14 protein-coding genes and 1 tRNA gene are annotated in these 20,460 nt (G+C 73.7%); 7 read left to right on the forward strand and 8 right to left on the reverse strand.

Translation table 11 applies throughout. The features are described from left to right. Window positions 1–116 precede the first annotated feature (116 nt). Window positions 117–1,790 carry a chitinase gene (locus ACFV8H_RS37130; protein ID WP_380408608.1) on the reverse strand — a complete coding sequence of 558 codons (1,674 nt, stop codon included), beginning with the start codon at window positions 1,788–1,790 and terminating at the stop codon, window positions 117–119. Window positions 1,791–1,994: 204 nt separating this feature from the next. Between ACFV8H_RS37130 and ACFV8H_RS37135 the strand changes: the two genes are divergently transcribed. After that, window positions 1,995–5,216 carry a S41 family peptidase gene (locus ACFV8H_RS37135; RefSeq protein WP_380408609.1) on the forward strand — a complete coding sequence of 1,074 codons (3,222 nt, stop codon included), beginning with the start codon at window positions 1,995–1,997 and terminating at the stop codon, window positions 5,214–5,216. A 21-nt stretch (window positions 5,217–5,237) separates the two neighbouring features. Here the strand turns inward: ACFV8H_RS37135 and ACFV8H_RS37140 are convergent, their stop codons facing one another. Next, a complete protein-coding gene (locus tag ACFV8H_RS37140) occupies window positions 5,238–5,450 on the reverse strand; it encodes a hypothetical protein (RefSeq protein WP_375883320.1) in 213 nt (70 codons plus the stop codon). Window positions 5,451–5,590: 140 nt separating this feature from the next. On the opposite strand from ACFV8H_RS37140, the gene ACFV8H_RS37145 reads away from it, so the two are divergent. Continuing rightward, complete coding sequence (locus ACFV8H_RS37145; protein WP_380408611.1) at window positions 5,591–6,370, forward strand: phosphoribosyl-dephospho-CoA transferase MdcG domain-containing protein; 780 nt, start codon at window positions 5,591–5,593, stop codon at window positions 6,368–6,370. A 24-nt stretch (window positions 6,371–6,394) separates the two neighbouring features. On the opposite strand, the gene ACFV8H_RS37150 is transcribed toward ACFV8H_RS37145, so the two are convergent. The 4 genes from ACFV8H_RS37150 to snpA (ACFV8H_RS37165) all read right to left on the reverse strand — a co-directional run bounded on the left by ACFV8H_RS37150 (window position 6,395) and on the right by snpA (ACFV8H_RS37165) (window position 11,101). After that, window positions 6,395–8,455 carry a phosphocholine-specific phospholipase C gene (locus ACFV8H_RS37150; protein ID WP_380408625.1) on the reverse strand — a complete coding sequence of 687 codons (2,061 nt, stop codon included), beginning with the start codon at window positions 8,453–8,455 and terminating at the stop codon, window positions 6,395–6,397. Window positions 8,456–8,690: 235 nt separating this feature from the next. Then, complete coding sequence (locus tag ACFV8H_RS37155; protein ID WP_380408612.1) at window positions 8,691–9,350, reverse strand: pentapeptide repeat-containing protein; 660 nt, start codon at window positions 9,348–9,350, stop codon at window positions 8,691–8,693. Window positions 9,351–9,504: 154 nt separating this feature from the next. After that, window positions 9,505–10,128, reverse strand: coding sequence for a snapalysin (snpA, locus tag ACFV8H_RS37160; protein WP_380408613.1), 624 nt, complete (start codon window positions 10,126–10,128; stop codon window positions 9,505–9,507). A 334-nt stretch (window positions 10,129–10,462) separates the two neighbouring features. Further along, the gene (gene snpA, locus ACFV8H_RS37165; protein WP_380408615.1) at window positions 10,463–11,101 is read right to left on the reverse strand and encodes a snapalysin; all 639 of its coding nucleotides are present in this window, start codon (window positions 11,099–11,101) and stop codon (window positions 10,463–10,465) included. A 297-nt stretch (window positions 11,102–11,398) separates the two neighbouring features. Here snpA (ACFV8H_RS37165) and ACFV8H_RS37170 point away from each other — a divergent pair, with 297 nt between their 5' ends. Beyond that, on the forward strand, window positions 11,399–12,403 hold the full coding sequence (locus tag ACFV8H_RS37170) for a LysR family transcriptional regulator (protein ID WP_375883472.1): 1,005 nt from the start codon (window positions 11,399–11,401) through the stop codon (window positions 12,401–12,403). On the opposite strand, the gene ACFV8H_RS37175 is transcribed toward ACFV8H_RS37170, so the two are convergent. Beyond that, window positions 12,400–13,629 (reverse strand): low temperature requirement protein A, encoded by a 1,230-nt coding sequence (locus ACFV8H_RS37175; protein WP_380408617.1) that lies wholly within the window; start codon window positions 13,627–13,629, stop codon window positions 12,400–12,402. The two genes, ACFV8H_RS37170 and ACFV8H_RS37175, sit on opposite strands and share 4 nt — an antisense overlap. Window positions 13,630–14,116: 487 nt before the next feature. After that, window positions 14,117–15,823 (reverse strand): ABC transporter family substrate-binding protein, encoded by a 1,707-nt coding sequence (locus tag ACFV8H_RS37180; RefSeq protein ID WP_380408619.1) that lies wholly within the window; start codon window positions 15,821–15,823, stop codon window positions 14,117–14,119. A gap of 375 nt (window positions 15,824–16,198) precedes the next feature. On the opposite strand from ACFV8H_RS37180, the gene ACFV8H_RS37185 reads away from it, so the two are divergent. From ACFV8H_RS37185 to ACFV8H_RS37200, 4 genes are all read left to right on the forward strand, one after another. Beyond that, a complete protein-coding gene (locus ACFV8H_RS37185) occupies window positions 16,199–17,179 on the forward strand; it encodes an ABC transporter permease (protein ID WP_375883303.1) in 981 nt (326 codons plus the stop codon). 15 nt (window positions 17,180–17,194) lie between these two features. Then, the gene (locus ACFV8H_RS37190) at window positions 17,195–18,166 is read left to right on the forward strand and encodes an ABC transporter permease (protein ID WP_380408621.1); all 972 of its coding nucleotides are present in this window, start codon (window positions 17,195–17,197) and stop codon (window positions 18,164–18,166) included. Beyond that, the gene (locus tag ACFV8H_RS37195; RefSeq protein ID WP_380408623.1) at window positions 18,163–20,286 is read left to right on the forward strand and encodes a dipeptide ABC transporter ATP-binding protein; all 2,124 of its coding nucleotides are present in this window, start codon (window positions 18,163–18,165) and stop codon (window positions 20,284–20,286) included. Before ACFV8H_RS37190 ends, ACFV8H_RS37195 begins: the two co-directional genes overlap by 4 nt. Before the next feature lie 84 nt (window positions 20,287–20,370). Continuing rightward, window positions 20,371–20,444: transfer RNA gene (locus ACFV8H_RS37200), tRNA-Lys, on the forward strand. Window positions 20,445–20,460: the final 16 nt, after the last annotated feature.

The following is a 20,460-nucleotide window of genomic DNA, read 5'->3' on the forward strand; positions in this document are numbered from 1 at the left end:
CCGGGCCCCCCCCGCCTTCCCCCCCCGCGGGGGGGGGGGGGGGGGCACCCGGGGTGGCGCCCCCGGCGGCCCCCGGGGGGGGCCCGCCCCCGCCGGCCCCCGCACCCCGCCTCCGGTCAGCGGCCGAAGTAGGCGTCGAAGTTCTTGGAGAACTCCCGGCCGCCGAACTGGTCCCAGTTGACGGACCAGGTCATCAGCCCGGCCAGCTTCGGCTGGGCGCCCGAACGCGGCACGTACGTCCCGCAGTTGGCCAGCTTGGTGAGGCAGTCCAGGGCCTTGTCCACCTCGGCCGGGGCGACGTAGCCGTTGCCCGCGTTGGTGGTGGCCGGCATGCCGATGGCGACCTTCGAGGCGGGCAGCGGCGGGAACATGTTGTTGGTGTTGCCCGCCACCGGGAAGCCGCTGAGCAGCAGGTCGGTCATCGCGACGTGGAAGTCGGCGCCGCCCATCGAGTGGTACTGGTTGTCCAGGCCCATGACGGAGCCGGAGTTGTAGTCCTGGACGTGCAGCAGGGTGAGGTCGTCGCGCAGCGCGTAGATCACCGGCAGGTACGCCCCGGCGCGCGGGTCCTGACCGCCCCAGGGGCCGGATCCGTAGTACTGGTAGCCGAGTTGGACGAAGAAGGTCTCCGGCGCCATGGTCAGCACGAAGCCCGGGCCGTACTTGGCCTTGAGGGTCTTGAGCGCCGAGATCAGGTTGACGACGACCGCGCTCTTCGGGTTCTTGAAGTCGGTGTCGCCGGTGTCGAGGGAGAGCGAGTGGCCCTCGAAGTCGATGTCCAGTCCGTCCAGGCCCCACCTGTCGATGATGGCCGAGACCGAGCTGACGAAGGTGTCCCGGGCGGCGGTGGTGGTCAGCTGGACCTGGCCGTTCTGGCCGCCGATCGAGATCAACACCTTCTTGCCCTGGGCGCGCTTGGCGGCGATGGCGGCCTTGAAGTCGGCGTCGGACTCGACGGTCGGGCAGTCGGTGGCCGAGCAGCGGTTGAAGCGGATGTCGCCGGAGGTCGGGGAGGTGGGTTCGCCGAAGGAGAGGTCGATGATGTCCCAGGAGTTGGGGACGTCGGCCATCCGGGTGTAGCCCGCGCCGTTGGCGAAGCTGGCGTGCAGGTAGCCGACCAGGGTGTGGTTGCCGGCGGGGGTACCGGTCGGGGTGCCGGTGGGCGTACCGGTCGGGGTGCCGGTGGGCGTGCCCGTCGGGGTCCCGGTCGGCGTGGACGTGGGCGTCGGGGTCGGAGTGGGTGTCGGGGTCGGGGTCGGGGTCGGGGTCGGCGTCGGGCTGGGGGCGCCCGGGCCGTCCAGCGAGACGTCGTCCGCGTAGTAGGTGCCCTGTCCGTACCAGCCGTGGGTGTACACGGTGGCGGTGGTCTGGTTGGCGCCGGTGGTGAAGCCGAGGCTGAGCTTCTGGTAGCCGCCGCCGGTGCCGGGCGTCCAGGTGCTGGGGCCGCCGCCGTCGACGCCCAGGTAGACGTAGGAGCCGTTGACCCAGGCGCTGAGGGTGTACGTGGTGTTCGGTGCGACGGCGACGGTCTGGGCGCACTGGGCGGTGTCGCCCACGGTGGCCGCGGCGGCGAGCGCGTGGCCGCCGCCGTGCACCGGGCTCGTGACGACGCTGCCGGAGTTGCCGGTGCAGCTCCAGGGGCCGAGCGAGCCGGATTCGAAGCCGCCGTTGACCAGGAACTCGCCGGCCGAGGCGGCGGGCGCGAGGCCGAGGGTGACGCCGACCAGGGTGGCCGCGGCGAGGGCGGAGGCGGTGCCGGCGGCGAGGCCGTTTCTCAGGGTTCTGCGCATGCGGGTGCTCCTGCGGTGGCACGGTCGTGGGGGACGTCCGAGGGCACGCCGGAGCACGCGCCAGTGGGGGGAACGGCCCGGCCTGGCACCCAAGTTGGACTAGACCACTGAAATGGATCCGGCAGTGCGCTGTCAATGGTCCAGACCGGTGCGGGAGGGTGGTCTCCGGTTGCCGGGGGTGACACCCCGTCGAAGGATGGAGGAGTGACCCCGCCCGGCTACCTCCGCCACCCCCACCTGCACGGCGGCCTGCTCACCTTCACCGCCGAGGACGACGTCTGGATCGCCCCGCTGGAGCCCGGGGCCGCCGCCACCGGCCGGGCCTGGCGGGTCGGCTGCGACCGCACCCGGGTCAGCCACCCCCGCTTCTCCCCCGACGGCACGACCCTCGCCTGGACCAGCTGGCTCGGCCTGACCCCCGAGGTGTGGACCGCCCCGGTCGAGGGCGGCGAGACCCGCCGGCTCAGCCACTGGGGCAGCCAGGACACCCGGGTGCGCGGCTGGCTGCCGGACGGCGAGGTGCTGGCCGTCACCTCCTTCCACGAGCCCTTCGGCCACTACACCTGGGCGCACGCCCTGCCGCCCGACGGCTCCCCCGGCCGCCGGATGCCCTGGGGCCCGGTCGGCGACGCCCAGCTCAGCCGGGACCGGACCGTCCTGCTCACCGGCGCCGCCCCGCACGAGCCCGCCGCCTGGAAGCGCTACCGCGGCGGCGCGACCGGCCGGCTCTGGGTGGACGGCGAGCTGATCCTCCCCGGGCACACCGGCCACCTCGCCTCCCCCATGCCGGTCGGCGACCGGATCGCCTTCCTCTCCGACCACGAGGGCATCGGCAACCTCTACTCCTGCCGCCCCGACGGCACCGACCTGCGCCGGCACACCGACCACGCCTCCTACTACGCCCGCGAGGCCGCCACCGACGGCACCCGGATCGTCTACCAGCATGCCGGCGACCTCTGGCTGCTGGACGGCCTGGACGCCCCCGCCCCGCACCGGCTGCGGGTGCCGCTCGGCGGCGCCCGGGCCGGCCGCCGCCCGTACCAGGTCGGTGCGGCCTCCCAGGTCAAGGACCTCGCCTGCGACCGGACCGGCCGGGCCGGGGTGATCACCGTGCGCGGCAGCCAGTACTGGCTCACCCACAAGGACGGCCCGGCCCGGGCGCTCGCCGACACCCCCGGGGTGCGCACCCGGCTGCCGGTGGTGCTCGGGCACACCGGCGAGGCGGCCTGGATCACCGACGCCGAGGGCGCCGACGCGATCGAGGTGATGCCGCTGCCGGGCCACCAGGAGACGGCGTCGCACCAGGAGACGCCGGCCCACCACCACCGGGTGCTCGCCGCCGGCCGGCTCGGCCGGGTCCTGGAGCTCACCGCCGCCCCCGACGGCTCCCGGCTCGCCGCCACCACCTCGGACGGACGGCTGCTGCTGGTCTCCGCCGAGGACGGCGCGGTGCGCGAACTGGCCGCCTCCGAGCACGGGCCGGTCACCGGCGCCCGGTTCTCCCCCGACTCGCACTGGGTCGCCTGGTCCCAGCCGGCCGCCGGGCGCTCGCTGCGCCGGATCCGGCTCACCCGCACCGACGCGCCCGCCCCGACCACCGACGTCACCGACGGCCGGTTCGAGGACGAGCAGCCGGTGTTCACCCGGGACGGCCGCTACCTGGCCTTCCTGTCCTGGCGCGGCTTCGACCCCGTCCACGACGTGCACACCGGCGACCTCTCCTTCCCGGTCGGCTGCCGCCCGTACCTCGTCCCGCTCGCCGCCGACACCCCCTCCCCGTTCGCCGCGCCCGCCGAGGAGGCCGCCCCGCGCGGGGACGGCGACGGCACCGTCCGGGTCGACCCGGCGGGCATCGGCGAGCGGCTGCTCCAGTTCCCGGTGATCGCCTCCAAGTACTCGGCCACCGACGCGGTGCGCGGTGGCCTGGTCTGGCTGCGCTGGCCGATCTCCGGCACCCTCGGGCAGACCTTCGCCAACCCCGACGACACCTCCGGCCGCCCCTCCCTGGAGCACTTCGACCTGGCCCGGGGCACCCGCAGCACCCTGGTCGACAAGCTGGACGGCTATGCCGTCTCCGGGGACGGCGGCTCGATCGCGGTCTACTCGGCCGGGACGCTGCGGGTGATCCCGGTCGCCGCCCCCTCCGCCGGGACCGCCGTCGACCTGCGCCGGATCACCCACACCGTGCACCCGGCGGCCGAGTGGCGCCAGGCCTACCACGAGGCCGCCCGGATCGTCCGGGACCAGTTCTGGGACGAACGGATGTCCGGCCTGGACTGGCCCGCGCTGGTCGCCCAGTACGAGCCGCTGCTGGACCGCGTCTGCTCACCCGACGACTTCGCCGACCTGCTGCGCGAACTCCTCGGCGAGCTCGGCACCTCGCACGCCTACGTCACCCCGTCCCGGCGCGCCGAGGGCCCCGGCCTCGCCCAGCAGCCGCTCGGCCTGCTCGCCGCCAACGCCCACCGCGCCCCCGACGGCCGCTGGCTGGTCGACCGGGTGCTGCCCGGCGAGTCCTCCGACCCGCGCGCCCGCGCCCCGCTGGCCGCCCAGGGCGTCCGGGACGGCGACGAACTGCTGGAGGTCGGCGGCCGCCCGGTGGACCCGGTGCGCGGCCCGCTGCCGCTGCTGGCCGGCACCGGCGGCACCACCGTCGAACTCGCCCTGCGCAGCGGCCCGGACGGCCCGGTGCGGCGGATCACCGTCACCCCGCTGACCGACGAACGGGCCGTCCGCTACCAGGACTGGGTGGCCAAACGCCGTTCCCTGGTACGGGAGTTCAGCGACGGCCGGTGCGGCTACCTGCACATCCCGGACCTCGGCGGCTCCGGCTGGGCGCAGTTCAACCGGGACCTGCGGCGCGAACTGGACAAGCCCGCACTGGTCCTCGACGTACGCGGCAACGCCGGCGGCAACGTCTCCGAACTCGTCCTGGAGAAGCTCACCCGGCACGTCCTCGCCTGGGACTTCAGCCGCGACCGCCAGCCCGTCCGCTGGCCCCGGCACGCCCTGCGCGGCCCCCTGGTGGCGCTCGCGGACGAGGCCACCAGCTCGGACGGGGACGTGATCATCGCGGCGATCAAGCTGCTCGGCCTCGGCCCGGTGATCGGCAACCGGACCTGGGGCGGAGTGGTCGGGATGACCGGGCGGCACACCCTGGGCGACGGCACCCAGATCTCGGTGCCGAAGAACGCCTCCTGGTTCAGCGGCGGGCTCGGCTGGTCGGTGGAGAACCGGGGCGTCGAGCCGGACGTGCACGTGCTGCGCACCCCGCGGGACTGGGCGCGGGGGCGCCACCCGGAGCTGGTCGCCGCCGTCCAGTTGGCCCTGGACCTGCTGGAGGACGCCCCGGCCGCGGCGCCCCCGCCGGAGTCCACGCCCCGGCCGGACCTGCGGCGCCCGCCGCTGCCACCGCGGGAGCGCTGACGGCGGCGGGCCCGTCCGGGCTCAGTCCCAGGGGTCGCCCTCGGCCGTCATGTTCTCGGCGGCGCGCCGGTCGGCCTCCTCCTGGGCGGCCGTCCGCTCCTGCGTCTGCCTGCTCCGTTCGACCTCGTCGCTGTACGCGTCGGCGGCCTCGTCGTGGGCGAGCGCGGCGCGCTCGGCGGCCTCCGCGCCACCGGCCTCGTGGCCCCTGTGGAAGATCCTGTCGAGGATGCCCATGACTCCTCCTCCGAACGGATTACCGGGCTGTCCCCCACTCTCACACCGGGAGTCGGCGGTCGCACGTTGAGCCTTTGGTCCCGGCCCGACGCGCCCAAGGGCCGTAGCCGGGCCGCGCGGGACGGGCGGAGGGTGGCGGTGTGAGGAACTCGACCGAGGAACTGCACGACGGACCGCGCCGCCGGGTCGGCGCGCTGGCCGCGCTGGACGGACGGCTGCCCGGCCCCCACGACCTGCTGCTGATGCAGTGCCCGAGCTCGCTGCGCCCACTGGCCGGCGGCGAGCTGCCGGACTGGGCCCGGGCCGTGCTGCGGGCACACCCGTGGGTCACCGTCGGCCGGGCGCCCTCGCTGGTCGGCGCCCCGGTGGACGTCCCGCGCCCGCGGCGCTGCACCCGGGGCCCCCAGGCCGCCCCCGAGCACTGGATCCCGGTCACCGTCCGCGGCCCGCGCCCCGGACAACGACTGGACGCCCTCGCGCCCTGGGCCGCGGTGGCCCGGACCCTGCGGCCCGAGCAGCTGGCCGGCCGGCAGGGACTGCTGGACCCCGGGCGGGTCACCGGTGTCCCGGCGCTGGCCCTGCTGCCGGAGGTCGGCCGGCTGGTCGCGGACCACCGGCTGGCCTGGGGCCCGATCGGCGCGGTCGGCTACGAGCTGGGCGCCGGCGTCCCGGTGGCCGGACCGCTCAGCCCGCTGCGGCTGGTGCTGCGCACCCCGCACCCGGTCAGCCGGCGGGACGCGCTGCACCTGCGGCGGGCGCTGAGCAAGCTGCCGGTGCCGGTGCAGGCCGAGCTGGAGACCCGCTACGGCGCGGTGCACCTCGCCGAGTACGCGGCCGGGCCGCTCACCGTCACCCTGCTGACGCCGTCCGGGCCCCGGGAGGTCCACGATCCGTGGTTCCCCCGGGGCCCGTACGCGTGAACCGGGACGGTCCAACCGGGACGGTCAGCCGCTGACGCTGGGCGCGCCCGTCTCCAGGTGGCCGGTGAAGCGCTGCGACCAGCTGCTGTCGGCGTCCACCGTGACGGTGAAGTCGTACCAGCCGTTGCTGTAGGCGATCGCGTTGAAGAAGTCGCTGACGCTGCCGCCGGCCGGGACCCGGTACGTCCAGGGCCCGTCCGTGCGGTAGTTGGTGGAGGTGATGGTGAAGGTCATCGGGGCGCTGCCGGAGTTGGCCAGCTTGAAGTAGACGGCGAGCTTGCCGCTGCCCGGCTCGACCGCGTACGAGGCGGTGACGGCCGCGTTCTTGCCCGCCTTGGTGGCGTCGCCCTTGAACCGGCGCAGGAAGCGGTTGGGGCCGACCACGGTGAGGTCGTACGGGCCGCCGCCGAAGTTGGTGCCGCAGTTGAAGAAGTCGCTGGTGCTGCCGCCCGGGGCGACGGTGTACTGCCAGGGCCCGCCGCTGCGGTAGGCGTTGGCGTAGGCCGCGAAGTGCGCGGAGTTCACGGCCGCGGTGCCCGTGTTCGCCATCGCGATCCAGACCTTCATCACCCCGCCCGAGCCGAACTCCAGGTGGTCCAGGTTGGCGTTGGGCTGGTACGGCAGGGCGCGGGCCGGGCGGGTGCCGGGCTCCTGGGCGGGCAACGCGTTGTCGGCGGGTGAGGGGTTGGGCAGCGGGCCGCAGGTGGCCAGGCCGATGGTCTGCGAGGTGTCGGGCAGTGCGGGCAGGCCGTACACCGGGTTGGCGAAGTCGAAGACCGAGGTGAGGTCGCCGCAGACCTGGCGGCGCCAGGCGCTGATGTTGGGGCTGGTGGCGGGCGTGCCGAGGGCGGCGGTCCACACCTCCAGGAAGCGCAGCACCGAGGTGTGGTCGAAGGTCTCGGAGTTGACCCAGCCGCCGCGGGTCCACGGGGAGACGGCGATCAGCGGGACGCGGAAGCCGAGGCCGATGTTGGTGGAGTTGTAGAACTCCCCCGCGGTGCCCGCGGGCGCGGCCGGCGGCGGGACGTGGTCGAAGAAGCCGTCGTTCTCGTCGTAGTTGATCAGCAGGACGGTGGAGTTGAACACGTTGGGGTCCGCGTTCAGGGAGTCCATGACCAGGTGGACGAAGTGCGCGCCGTCCTCGGGCGTGGCGTAGGGGTGCTCGGAGGACTGCTGGTCGGCGACGATCCAGGAGACCTGCGGCAGGGTGCCGTTCAGCACGTCGGCGCGGATCGCGGCGGCGATGTCGTCCGGGGTCCGGCCGGTGACCTTGGGCACCGAGCCCATGCCCTTGACGGCCAGCGGGCTGCCGGCCGCGGCGCCGGTGAACTGGCTGAAATAGGCGAGGGCGTTGTCGCCGAAGTTGTCGGCGGCGTTCTGGTAGACCTTCCAGCTGACGCCGGCGGCCTCCAGCGCCTCGGCGTAGGTCTGCCAGCGCAGGTTGGACTCGGAGCCGCCGTCGTAGGCGGGGCCGCCGGCGGTGCCGGCCGGGTCGATCGTCCCGCTCCAGTGGTAGGTGCGGTTGGGGCCGGTCGCGCTCAGCACCGAGCAGTGGTAGGCGTCGCAGATGGTCCAGTTGTCGGCCAGCGCGTAGTGGAACGGGATGTCGCCGCGCTGGAGGTGGCCGAGGGTGCGGACGGTGCCCTTGGCGGACACCCAGGAGTCCATCTTGCCGCCGTTCCAGGCCTTGTGCTGGTCGGACCAGGCGTGCGAGAGGTCGCCGTTGCACTGCGCCTGGGTCTCCGGGGAGCCGCTCGCGCCGGAGGGGTTGAAGGCCCACGGGTACTGGCGGGCGAACAGCCCGTTCGGCTGGTTGAAGACGCTGTAGCCGCCGGAGATCTGGATGGCGGCCCGGTCGGCGAAGCCGCGGACGCCCTTGAGGGTGCCGAAGTAGTGGTCGAAGCTGCGGTTCTCCTGCATCAGGATCACCACGTGCTGCACGTCGGTGATGGTGCCGGTGGTGCTGAGCGTGGTGCTGGAGGCGGCCGCGGCGTCCTCGGCCCCGGCGCCGGCGCCGGCCACCGCGAGGCCGGCCGCGGCGGCGCCGGACAGCGTGACGAACTTTCTACGACTCAACTCGGCCATCAGCCCGGTCCGTCCCTTCACTGGCGATGTTGTGTACACAACTCGGGGGCCATCGATCGCGGAGCAGTCTCCACCGCCACCGGAGCGGGCCACCAGATGCGCGCAGCAGGTTTGTCGGACTGTTCGCCCGTGGGTCACCGAGCGACGCGGGGCTGAACGTCAGGCTGATCGGTCGAGGAGGTTCCAGGAGTGCCGAGGAGGGGGCTCCCGGAGCGCCGGGGAGGGCGCGGGCGGCTCAGCGGTCCTTCACCTCGATCCCCAGCGCCTGGGCGAACTGCGGTGCCAGCTCCAGCAGTTGGGGCGAGCTGATGACCGCCCCGCGCAGCCCCTGGTGGCCGTCCACCAGTCCGAGCCGGACGGCCCCGCGCAGGTCCACCTTGCTCAGCACGGCCCCGCGCAGCCGCACCTCCTCCAGCGTCGAGCCGGGGAAGGACACCCCGGTCAGCTTCGCCTCGCCGAAGTCCACGTCGCGCAGCAGGCAGTCCTCGAACACCACGTCCCGCAGCACGGCCGCACGCAGGTTGACCGCCTCCAGCTTGCAGCCGCGGAACACCACCCGGCGCAGCGCCGAGCCGTACCCGGCGATCCCGGCCAGCACGCCGCCGACGAAGGAGCTGTCCTGCCACTCGGTCTCGCTCAGGTCGCAGGCCACCCAGCGGCCGGCCTGCACCCAGACCTCGTTGAACCGGGCCTGGCGCAGCTTGACCCCGCTGAGCGCGACCCCGGTGAAGGCGCACTCCAGGAAGGCCGCCCCGGCGCCCGACTCGTCGGTGCGCTGACCGCCGTCGAAGTGCGCGGTGTCGTAGCGCTCGTCGCTGCGCAGCGGGCCGGTGTGCGGGCGCAGCAGCTCGGCGTACGGGAGGTCGGCGAGCTGCTCGGGGACGGAACGGGGCATGGCGGTGGCGCCTCTCGGATCGCGGGCGAACGGGTCTCGCCCGCATGCTCGCACGCGGCACCGACAGTCCGGCCGCACCCGCCGCACCCGCCCGCGGCGACGCCCCGGCCCGGCCGCTGCGGACGCGGCCGGGCCGGGGCGCTCACGGGTGTTGTCAGCCGCGGGCCCAGAGCGAGTTGACCCGGCTGCGCTCGGCGCTGTTCGGGTACGGGTTGGTGCAGGAGGTGCCGGGGCCGCCGCCCGACATCAGCTCGCTGCACGGGCCGGAGTAGTGGTCCGGCAGGCCGAGCACGTGCCCGGTCTCGTGCGCCGTCACCCGGACCGAGTTGTACTGCCGGTTCTGCTGGTAGTCGAGGAAGACGTAGCCGCGCCCGTGGCCGTCGGTGCTGGCGTAGGAGCCGCGGCTGTCGTTGCCCTCGTAGTAGCGGAAGTCGGCGTTGGAGCCGGCCTGCAGCCGGACGTTGCCGACCGAGCCGTTCCAGATCTGCGCGGCGTTGGCTATCTGGTTGCGGAAGGACGGCGCGGAGCTGGCGTCGTAGGTGACCACGACGGTGGCCAGGCCCGGGCTCGCGGCCTGCTTGGCCTTGGCGGAGGCCATCACGGCCTGGAAGAACGCCTGGTTGTCGGCCGCCTCCTGGGCCGAACCGGCGTACGTCGACGCGGTGTAGCCCTGGACGGCCGGGGCGGCCGGGGCGGCGGCGGCCGTGGTGGTGGGCAGCACGGCGAGGCCCGCCGCGAGGGCGAGGCCGAGGGTCGCGGACAGCACGGATCGCTTCATGTGGGGGCTCCTGAAGGGGTCCTGGAAGTGGGGGGTTCCGGTCCCGGGTGCCGCAGCCGGGTTGGGGGCCGGCTCGGGGGGCACCCGGCGACCGGGTGTCCCCAGAGCTTCGGGCAGCCCGGCGGCCCGGCGGATGATGTCAACCACCGATAGCCCGGTCCAATACCCCCGGCCCCCGTCGGATTCGGGCCGTCTTTTCCTCGTCTTGACCTAGCCATGCCCCTGGCATTCCGTTCCGGGGGCGGCTAGGCTCCGAGGCGGGGAAGTACCCATGCGGCGGGCCGCCCGTTTCCGGCCGGGCGGGCCGCCGCACCCGATTCACCTGCCGGGCAGGTCAGTTGGCCGCCGCCACGCCGTTCGCCCAGAGCGAGTCGACCTGCGCGCTCTCGTTGGCGTCGGGGTGCGCGTTGGTGCAGGACGTACCGGGGCCGTGGCCCGACATCAGTTCGCTGCACGGACCGGAGTAGTCGTCGGGCAGGCCGAGCACGTGCCCCGTCTCGTGGGCGACGATCCGGAGCGAGTAGTACTGCTGGGCCTGCTGGTGGTCGATGAAGATGTAGCCGTGCCCGTGTCCGTCGGTGCTGGCGTACGAGCCGTTCGGGTCGTCGCCCTCGTTGTACGAGAAGTCACCGGTGCCGCCACTCGCCTCCTGGAGCTGGACGTTGTGCACCGAGCCGTTCCAGATCTGCGCGGCGTTGGCGATGTCGCCGGCGAAGGAGGGGGCGTTGGAGGCGTCGTAGGTGACGGTGACGGTGGTCAGGCCGGGGTCGGCGGCCCGCTTGGCCTCGACGGAGGCCATCACGGCCCGGAAGAACGCCTGGTTGTTCGCGGCCTCCTCGGCCGAACCGGCGTACCTCGACGTGGTGTGGCCGTGGACGGCCGGGGCGGCGGGCGCGGCGACGGCGGTGGCGGGCAGGACCAGGGCGCCGGCGAGGGCCAGGCCCAGGGTCGCGGACAGCACGGATCGCTTCATGTGGGGGCTCCGGATTCCGGGGCGCGCCGGCCCGCCGGGGCCGGTGGGGGCCGGCCGTACGGTGGCGGCGCGCGGTGGGGGCCGTCCCGGCCGGGGCCGGGGCGGTGCGGTGTCCCCGAGCTTCGACCCGTCCGGGCCCGTCGCGGATGATGTCAACCGGCGATAGTCCGGCCGCATACCGGTGCCGCGTGCCGGGATCCGCCGCGCGGTCCGTCGTGCGGTCCGCCCTGCGATCGGCCGTGCGGACCGTCGTACGGTCCGTCGCTGCGCACTTGATTCTCTGTCATGTCCTTGGCGATGTGGCTCGGTGACGTCTATGCTCCCGTCGTGGAGCTCGACGTGAGACACCTCCGGGTGCTGTGCGCGATCGCCGACACCGGCAGCCTCCGCAAGGCCGCGCTCCAACTCGGCATGACCCAGCCCTCCCTCACCACCCAGCTGCACCGCATCGAACGGGCCATCGGCGGAACCCTGTTCACCCGCGAGCAGACCGGCAGCCGGCCCACCGCGCTCGGCCACTCGGTGCTGTCCCGGGCCCGGCCGGTGATCAGCGAGATGGCCGCCCTGGTCGCCGCCGCCCGGCAGGAGGCCCGCGACACCGCGGGGCCCGGCCGGCAGCGCCGGCTGCGGATCGGCAGCGTCGGCAGCCGGGCGGTCGCCGCCTGGCTGCGCCGGGTGCACGAGCGGCTGCCGGACACCGACACCACCATCCACGTCGACATCTCCGCCAGCGCGCTGCTGCGGATGGTCGCCTCCGACCAGCTGGACGTGGCCTTCGTGTACGAGAGCGAGGGCTTCCCGCTGCGGGTCCCGCCGGACGCCGAGCACCGGGTGCTGATGGCCCGCGAGCCGCAGTTCGTCGCGCTCGCCGCCGGGCACCCGGCCGCCGCCCGGCCGGTGGTCCACCTCGCCGACCTCGCCGAGGACACCTGGATGGTCGACCCGACCGCCGACCACGAGTACGCCGCGATGCGCCGGGTGTTCAGCGAGGCCGGGCTCAACCCCCGGGTGGTGCAGGTGCGGGACAACGCCACCGCCGCCGAGCTGGTCGCCTCCGGCGAGGCCGTCCGCCCCTGCCAGCCGACCTCGCTGCCCGGGCCCGGCACGGTGGTCCGCCCGGTGCACGGGGACCCGCTGGCCGTCCGGCTGCTGTTCACCTGGCGCCCCCGGGTGCTCAGCCAGCCCGCCCTGGACGCGCTCTACGGCGAACTGCGCGCCGCCTACCTGGATCTGGCCAAGGTCAACCCGGCCTACCTGGACTGGCTGGCCCGGCACGAGCCCTTCCTGCTGGAACGGGTCTAGACCCGTGCCCGCCGGTCCTCCCGGCCCTCCCGGCCCTCCCGGCTGTGGACCAGCACCCCCACCGCGACCATCAGCGCGCACACCAGGCCCGCGGCCGGCACCCCCGGGCCGCCGAGCGCGGTGCAGGCCAGCACCAGTGCCGCCCCGAGCGGCGCGATCGACTGCGCGACCGGCCCGCGCTTGGTGTGCCGGGAGTGCAGGTACCAGACGGTCACCAGGTAGACCGCGGTCGGCACGGTGACCGTCGCGGTGGCGGCCGTCTCGGAGATCTCCGCCTTGTGCACGGCCGACTCCACCGCCACCTCCAGCCCGGTGCCGATCGCCGCCGCCGAGCCGAACACCAGGTAGTGCCCGTACCCCCAGGCGAAGGCCTGCCGGTTGGAGCGCAGGTGGTCGTGGACCGGCCGGGCGAAGTAGATCCACCAGGCCGCGAAGCAGATCAGCAGTCCGCCGACCGCCACCGGCACCAGCCGGCCCAGCCCCTCGTGCTCGTCCACCGCCGACTGCACCGCCACCGTCGCGGCGGCCACCGTCTCGCCGAGCACGATCAGGGTGAACAGCCCGTACCGCTCGGCGATGTGGTGCGGGTGCCAGGAGGTCTGCGCCCGGAGCTCGGCGACCACCGGCACGGCCAGCTCGCACAGCACGCCGATCGGGATGACCACCGGCCGGGCGGCGTCCGGCAGCAGCAGCACCACCACCCAGCCGAGCTGGCAGAGCGTGATCCCCGCCGCGTAGCGCAGCGCGACCCGGCGGGCCTCACCCTGTTCGCCGGACGCCGCGCGCAGCCACTGGGTGACCATCGCCAGGCGCATCACCACGTAGCCGGTGATCCCCAGTGTCAGGTCCTGGGTCTCGAACATCCTCGGCACCCCGGCGGCCAGGATCAGCACCCCGGCGATCTGCACCAGGGTGGTGACCCGGTACGGCACGTCGTCGCAGTCGTACGCGGAGGCGAACCAGGTGAAGTTCATCCAGGCCCACCAGATGGCGAAGAAGACCATCGTGTAGCCGCGCAGGCCCTCGCCGTAGTGCCCGGCGGCGAGGGAGTGGGCGAGTTCGCGACCGGCCTGGCCGACCGCGACCACGAAGCAGAGGTCGAAGAAGAGTTCCAGCGGGGTGGCGACCCGGTGCGGCTCGGCGCGGTCGCGCGGGACCATCCGGCGCACCGGGGGCGGGTCGACGTGCTGCGCTCGGGGTGCCTCGGCGGCGTGGTCACTGGCCATCGGTGCTGCTCCGGGGGTCGGGGCGGGGCGGGGGCGGCCCGGCTGGGCCCGCCGTCCCGCGCATCCTGGCAGTGGCCGGGGTCCGACGCACGCACCGGCGCGGGCGCGTGCGCCGGTGCGGCAACTCCGTTCGAACCCGGGCACGATGCCCTCGTATGCCCCTTTTCTCCTTGCCGTCAGCGAGAGTTGACGCCCCGGTGCGCGAAGTGGGTGACAGCGCGGCGGGTTTCCGGGCGCGCCCCGCGCGCTGCGCCGCGACCGGCCCGGCGGCCCCGCTAGATTCGTCCCCGGTTGGAAGCGAGCACGGGCCCCTCGCGGGGCCCCACGACACGGGCGGCCTGCGGGCAACGCGGAAGGTCAAGGCCGGTGGCAGGACAGCGGGGGCGGCGTAACCGGCCCACCCGTGTCCGCACCACCGGCCTCGTGATCACCGCGCTGCTCGCCAGCGCCTGCCGTGCGGTCGCCGTCGCCACCGCGACGGCCCGGGTCACTTCTCCCAGCCGACCTTGGTGTAGTCCTCCTGGGCGAGGCCGAAAGCCCCGTAGTTGGCGAGGCCCTTGCGGGTCGCCACCACGGCGGGCCGCTGGTAGAGCTCGACGGTGTGGCCGAGCTCCCAGATCTTCGCGTCAGCCTGGTTGTAGAGCTTCGCGGCCTCCACCGGGTCGACCGTCCCGGCCGCCTTCTTCAACAGGTCGTCGATCTCCTGGCTGCCCAGGCGGGACGGGTTCTGGAAGGAGTTGTCGCCCACCGGCAGGCGGAAGTTGGCCAGGCTCTTGGAGTTCGGGAAGGAGTCGGTGTTGCGCCAGCTCGCGAGGTCGAACTTGCCCGGGGTCACGTACTTGGAGAAGAAGTCGTTGGCGGCCACCTTGTCCAGGTCGACCTTGACCCCGGCCGCCTGCCACATCGCCGCCGCCGCGGTGGCGAGGTCGAGCTGGGCCTGCACGGTGCCGTCGCTGAGCACCCAGTGCAGCTCCAGCGGCTTGCCGTCCTTGGTGCGCGGCTGACCGTCGCCGGCCTCCTTCCAGCCCGCGTCGTCCAGCTCCTTCTTGGCGGCGGCCAGGTCGAACCTGGCCCACTCGCCGGAGTTGTCCTGGTAGCCGACCTGGTTGGGCATGATGATGTGGTTGCCGAGCGGCTTGAACTCGACCGGCACCCCGTTGTTGGCGATCTTGATCAGCGCCGAGCGGTCGAGCGCCTTGCCGAGCGCCTGGCGGACCTTCCGGTCCGCCAGCGCGCCGTTGCCGCCGAAGGAGATGTGCACCTCGTCCCACGGGCTGGCGGCCCGGATCACGGAGTCCTTGGCGTTCTTGAGCTGCCCGTACGCGGCGGCGGTGCTGGCCGCGGCGAGGTCGATCTCGTTGTTCAGGTAGGCCTGGATGCTCGCCGACTTGTCCATCACCCGGAAGGTGATCCGGTCCAGCTTGGGCCTGGTCCCCCACCAGGCCGGGTCCGGGACGAGGGTGAGGGTCTGCGCGGTCTTGTCGGCCGTCCCGATCTTGAACGCGCCCGCGGTGATCGGGATCTTCTCCACCCAGGCCTTGTTGAAGTCGTCCGGGGTCGAGATCGCCGCCGCCGGGATGAGCGGGCGGAACAGGCCCTGCCAGTCCGCGTACGGCTGGGCGAAGGTCACCTTCACCTCGGTCGGGTCGGCGCCCTGCTCGACCGCGGAGATCAGCTCGTAGCCGGACGGGTCGGCGATGTTGTACGCCGGGTCCTTGCCGTTGCTGGTCTGCCAGTCCGCCTTGAAGTCCAGGTAGCTGAGCGGCTTGCCGTCCGACCACTTGGCCTTGGGGTTCAGCTTGTAGGTGACCACCTGCGGCGAGGTCGAGGTGACCTTGGCGTCCACCAGGTAGTCCGGGTTCGGCTGGAAGGTGCCGGAGGCGTCGGTGCTGAACAGCGTCGGCTCCACGGCACGGATCAGGCTCACCGTGTCGGTGTACGAACCGCCGTCCACCTGGAGCGGGTTCCACTGGGCGATCCACTGGTCCAGCTGGAACCGCACCTCGCCGCCGTCCTTGACCTGGTCCAGCGGCTTGGCGTTGATGTCCTGGGAGTCCTGTCTCGGCGGCTCGCTCTTCGCCACGTCCGCGCCCGAACCGCCCCCGCCCGAGGTGCACGCGGTGGCCGCCAGCACGACGGCGACGGCGAGGGCGGTCGCCCGGCCGAGGCGACGGGCGGTGCTGGAAGCGTCCATGAGGGTCCCCCCTGGGATCGGTGGCAGGCATCGGGCGGGCGCCACGGGTCGGGTTCGTCCGGTTCGTGACACGAGTTGGGGCGTACGAGGCATGACCGGGCTTGAGCGTGGGCACTCAATCCGGCACCGAGCCAGAGGAACGTAACAGCGGATCAGATCCGCCACCAGGGGGAGGAGCGGACGCCTGATCAAAAAGTCACACAGGGACATCCCGCCGCAACATCGCAGCCGCACCCCGGTGCCACACTGCGACCTGCGCGTTCCCCAACTCCCCCGCTCTCCCTGCCACCTGACGCCCTGACCGGGCTCCGACCGAAGGCCACCCCCGATGCCCACCAGACGCGTCGCCCCCGCCCCCGCCCCGGGCCGCCGCTGATGCTCCGCTACCTGTCGAAACGGCTGAGCTACTACGCGGCGCTGCTGCTCGCCGCCGTGTTCCTGGCCTACGCGATATCCGCCGGCGCCCTGCAACCGCGCACCTACTTCGACGCCAAGGTGCCGCGCCCGGCCGCCGAATCGGTCGAACGCCAGCTCACCGCGCTCAACCTGAACGACCACACCCCGGTCGTCGAACGCTTCGGCCACTGGGCCGGCGGCCTGCTCCACGGCGACCTCGGCCGGACCATCCACGACACCCCGGTCAACGACGACTTCGGCCGCCGGGTCTGGGTCTCGCTGCGCCTGCTGCTGATCGGCAGCCTGCTCGGCACCGTCCTCGGCGTCGCCGCCGGGGCCTGGAGCGCCGTGCGCCAGTACCGGATCTCCGACCGGGTGCTCACCGTGCTGTCCTTCGTCCTGCTCTCCACCCCGGTCTTCCTGGTCGCCCTCCTGCTCAAGAACGGCGCGATCGCCGCCAAGGACGCGGCCGGCCACGACGTCGTCCCGTTCACCGGCTACGAGACCCCCGGGCTGGCCGGCGGCCTCGGCACCCACCTCGCCGACTGGGCCCTGCACCTGCTGCTGCCCACCGTCTCGCTCGCCCTCGGCGGCCTCGCCACCTACAGCCGCTACCAGCGCGGCACCATGCTCGACGTGCTCGGCTCCGACTACCTGCGCACCGCCGAGGCCAAGGGCCTCACCCGGCGCCGGGCCCTGCTCAAGCACGGACTGCGCACCGCCGTGATCCCCATGTCGACGATGTTCGCCTACAGCTTCCTGGGCATCTTCACCGGCGCGATCTTCACCGAGACCATCTTCGGCTGGCACGGCATGGGCGAGTGGCTGATCCAGTCGATCAACGAACAGGACGTCAACTCCGTGGTGGCGATCAACCTGTTCACCGCCGTCGTCGTGCTCGCCTCCGGCTTCCTCGCCGACACCCTGCACGCCGCCCTCGACCCGCGCGTGCGGTCCTGACCGGAGGAAGCCGAGATGACCGTCGCCGCCACCGCCGACACCCCGACCCCCGACCCCGCGCACGGACCCGCCGGCGCCTCCGCCCCCGCCGGCGCTCCCCGGGCCGGCGGACGGGGCCGGCTCGTCCTGGCCCGCCTGCTCGCCGCCCGCGGCGCCGTGGCCGGGGCCGTGCTGATCCTGCTGCTGTTCGTGCTCGCCTTCGGCGGGCCGTACCTGACGCCCTGGGACTACGCCGCCCCCGACTTCACCGCCCTGCACCAACCCCCCTCCGGCGCCCACTGGTTCGGCACCAACGGGGTCGGCCAGGACGTGTTCGCCCAGACCGTCCGCGGACTGCAGAAGTCACTGATCATCGGCCTGCTGGTGGCGCTCTTCTCCACCGCGCTGGCCTCCCTGGTCGGCGCCTGCGCCGGCTACTTCGGCGGCTGGACCGACCGGGCGCTGATGTTCCTGGTCGACCTCATGCTGGTCTTCCCCAGCTTCCTGATCATCACCGTGGTCTCGCCCCGGCTGCGCAGCAGCGGCTGGATCGCCTTCGTGCTGCTGCTCGCCCTGTTCAACTGGATGATCACCGCCCGGGTGGTCCGCTCGATGACCGTCTCCCTGCGCGAGCGCGAATTCGTCCGCGCCGCACGGTTCATGGGCGTCCGGCCGCTGCGGATCATCACCCGGCACATCCTGCCGAACGTCGCCTCCTTCCTCATCGTCGACGCCACCATCGCGGTCGGCGGCGCGGTGATGAGCGAGACCGCGCTCTCCTACTTCGGCTTCGGCGTCCGGCCGCCGGACGTCTCGCTCGGCACCCTGCTCGCCGCCGGAACCGGCGAGGCCCCGGTGTTCCCCTGGATGTTCTACTTCGCGGCCGGGCTGCTGGTGCTGTTCGTGCTCGCCGTCAACCTGGTCGGGGACGGGCTCCGCGACGCCCTCGACCCCACCGCCGGGGGCGCGCCGCGCCGTACCCGCCGCCTTCGGAGGAAGCAGAAGTGAGCACCGCGGAAGCAGAAGTGACCACCGCCGTCGAGACCCCGCTGCTCGCCGTCCGGGACCTGCGGGTGGACTTCGCCGGCCCGCACGGACCGGTGCCCGCCGTACGCGGGGTGGACCTCACCCTGCGCCGCGGCGAGACCCTCGGCATCGTCGGCGAGTCCGGCTCCGGGAAGTCCGTCACCGCGCTGTCCGTGCTCGGGCTGCTGCCCGGCACCGCCCGGATCGAGGGCTCGGTGCGGCTGGACGGCCGGGAACTGGTCGGTCTGCCCGGCAGGGAACTCGCCGCGATCCGCGGCCGCCGGGTCGCCATGGTGTTCCAGGACCCGCTGTCCGCCTTCACCCCGGTCTACCGGATCGGCGACCAGATCGCCGAGGCCGTCCGGATCCACCAGCCGGTCGACCGGGCCACCGCCCGCCGCCGGGCCGCCGAACTCCTCGACCTGGTCGGCATCCCGGCGCCCGACCGGGCCCTGGACAGCTTCCCCCACGAGTTCTCCGGCGGCATGCGCCAGCGCGCCATGATCGCCATGGCCATCGCCAACCAGCCCGACATCCTGCTCGCCGACGAGCCCACCACCGCGTTGGACGTCACCATCCAGGCCCAGGTGCTCGACGTGCTGCGCACCGCCCGGGAGGAGACCGGCGCGGCGCTCGTCCTGGTCAGCCACGACCTCGGGGTGATCGCCGGGGCGGCCGACCGGGTCGCCGTGATGTACGCGGGCCGGGTGGTCGAGACCGCCGGGGTGGACGAGCTGTTCGCGGCGCCGCGCCACCCGTACACCCTCGGACTGATCGGCGCGCTGCCCCGGCTGGACGGGCGCGGCGGCCCGCTGGTGCCGATCCCCGGCACCCCGGCGCCGATGGCCGAACTGCCGCCCGGCTGCCCGTTCGCCGCGCGCTGCCCGCTCGCGGAGGAGCGCTGCTCGACGGCCGAGCCCGAGCTGGTGGGCACGGAGGCCGGACCGGCGGGCCCGGACGGCCACCTGGCCGCGTGCGTGCGGTCGGCGGAGCTGGCCGAGCGGCGGCCCGCGCCGAGCGAGGTGTACCCCGTGCCGGACCTGCCCCCGGGGCCCGCCGCCGGGGACCGCTCGGCCCGGCCGCAGGTGCTCTCGGTGACCGGGCTGGGCAAGACCTTCCCGCTGCTCAAGGGCACGGTGTTCAAGCGGAGGGTCGGCGAGGTCTACGCGGTGGACGGCGTCGACCTGGACCTGCGCCAGGGCGAGACCCTCGGCCTGGTCGGGGAGTCCGGCTCGGGCAAGTCCACCACGCTGTTCGAGCTGCTGAGCCTGGGCGTCCCGGAGACCGGCCGGATCGAGCTGCTCGGCCACGACACCGCCCGGCTCACCCGGGCCGAGGCCCAGCGGCTCCGCTCCGAACTGCAGATCGTCTTCCAGGACCCGATGGCCAGCCTCGACCCCCGGATGCCGGTCGGCGACATCGTCGCCGAGCCGCTGCGCGCCCAGCACGCCCCGCGCGAGGAGATCGCCCGCCGGGTGCCCGAACTGCTCCGCCAGGTCGGGCTCGACCCGGACCACTCCGTCCGCTACCCGCACCAGTTCTCCGGCGGGCAGCGCCAGCGGATCTCCATCGCCCGGGCCCTCGCCGTCCGGCCCAAACTGCTGGTGCTGGACGAACCGGTCTCCGCCCTGGACGTCTCGATCCAGGCCGGGGTGCTCAACCTGCTCCAGTCGCTCAAGGCCGAACTCGGGCTATCCTACCTGTTCGTCTCGCACGACCTCTCGGTGATCCGGCACCTCGCCGACCGGGTCAGCGTGATGTACCTCGGCCGGACGGTCGAGCAGGGCCCGGTCACCAGCGTCTTCGAACGGCCCCGCCACCCGTACACCCGGGCGCTGCTCTCCGCCGTACCGCTGCCCGACCCCGCCGCCGAACGGGCCCGCGACCGCATCCTGCTGGCCGGCGACCCGCCCTCCCCCACCGAGCGCCGCACCGGCTGCCCGTTCCGCACCCGCTGCCCGCTCTACGCCGGGCTCGCGGACGCCACGGCCCGGGCGCGCTGCGAGCAGGAGCGGCCGGGCCTCGACGGCGACCGGGCGGGAGCCGGAGCGGGAGCCGAGGCGGAGGGCGACCACCGGGCCGCCTGTCATCACCCGGGGTGACGACGGAATCCTCACCTCCGGTGATCGGCCGAATACGATTCGGCAGAACGGGTTGCCGACGTGTACTGTCTTCCACGTCAGCAAGCGCCGCTAGCTCAGTTGGTTAGAGCAGCTGACTCTTAATCAGCGGGTCCGGGGTTCGAGTCCCTGGCGGCGCACAGACAGCCGGAAGGC

Origin of the sequence: Kitasatospora sp. NPDC059827, from assembly GCF_042731675.1 — a bacterium.
GTDB lineage: Bacteria > Actinomycetota > Actinomycetes > Streptomycetales > Streptomycetaceae > Kitasatospora.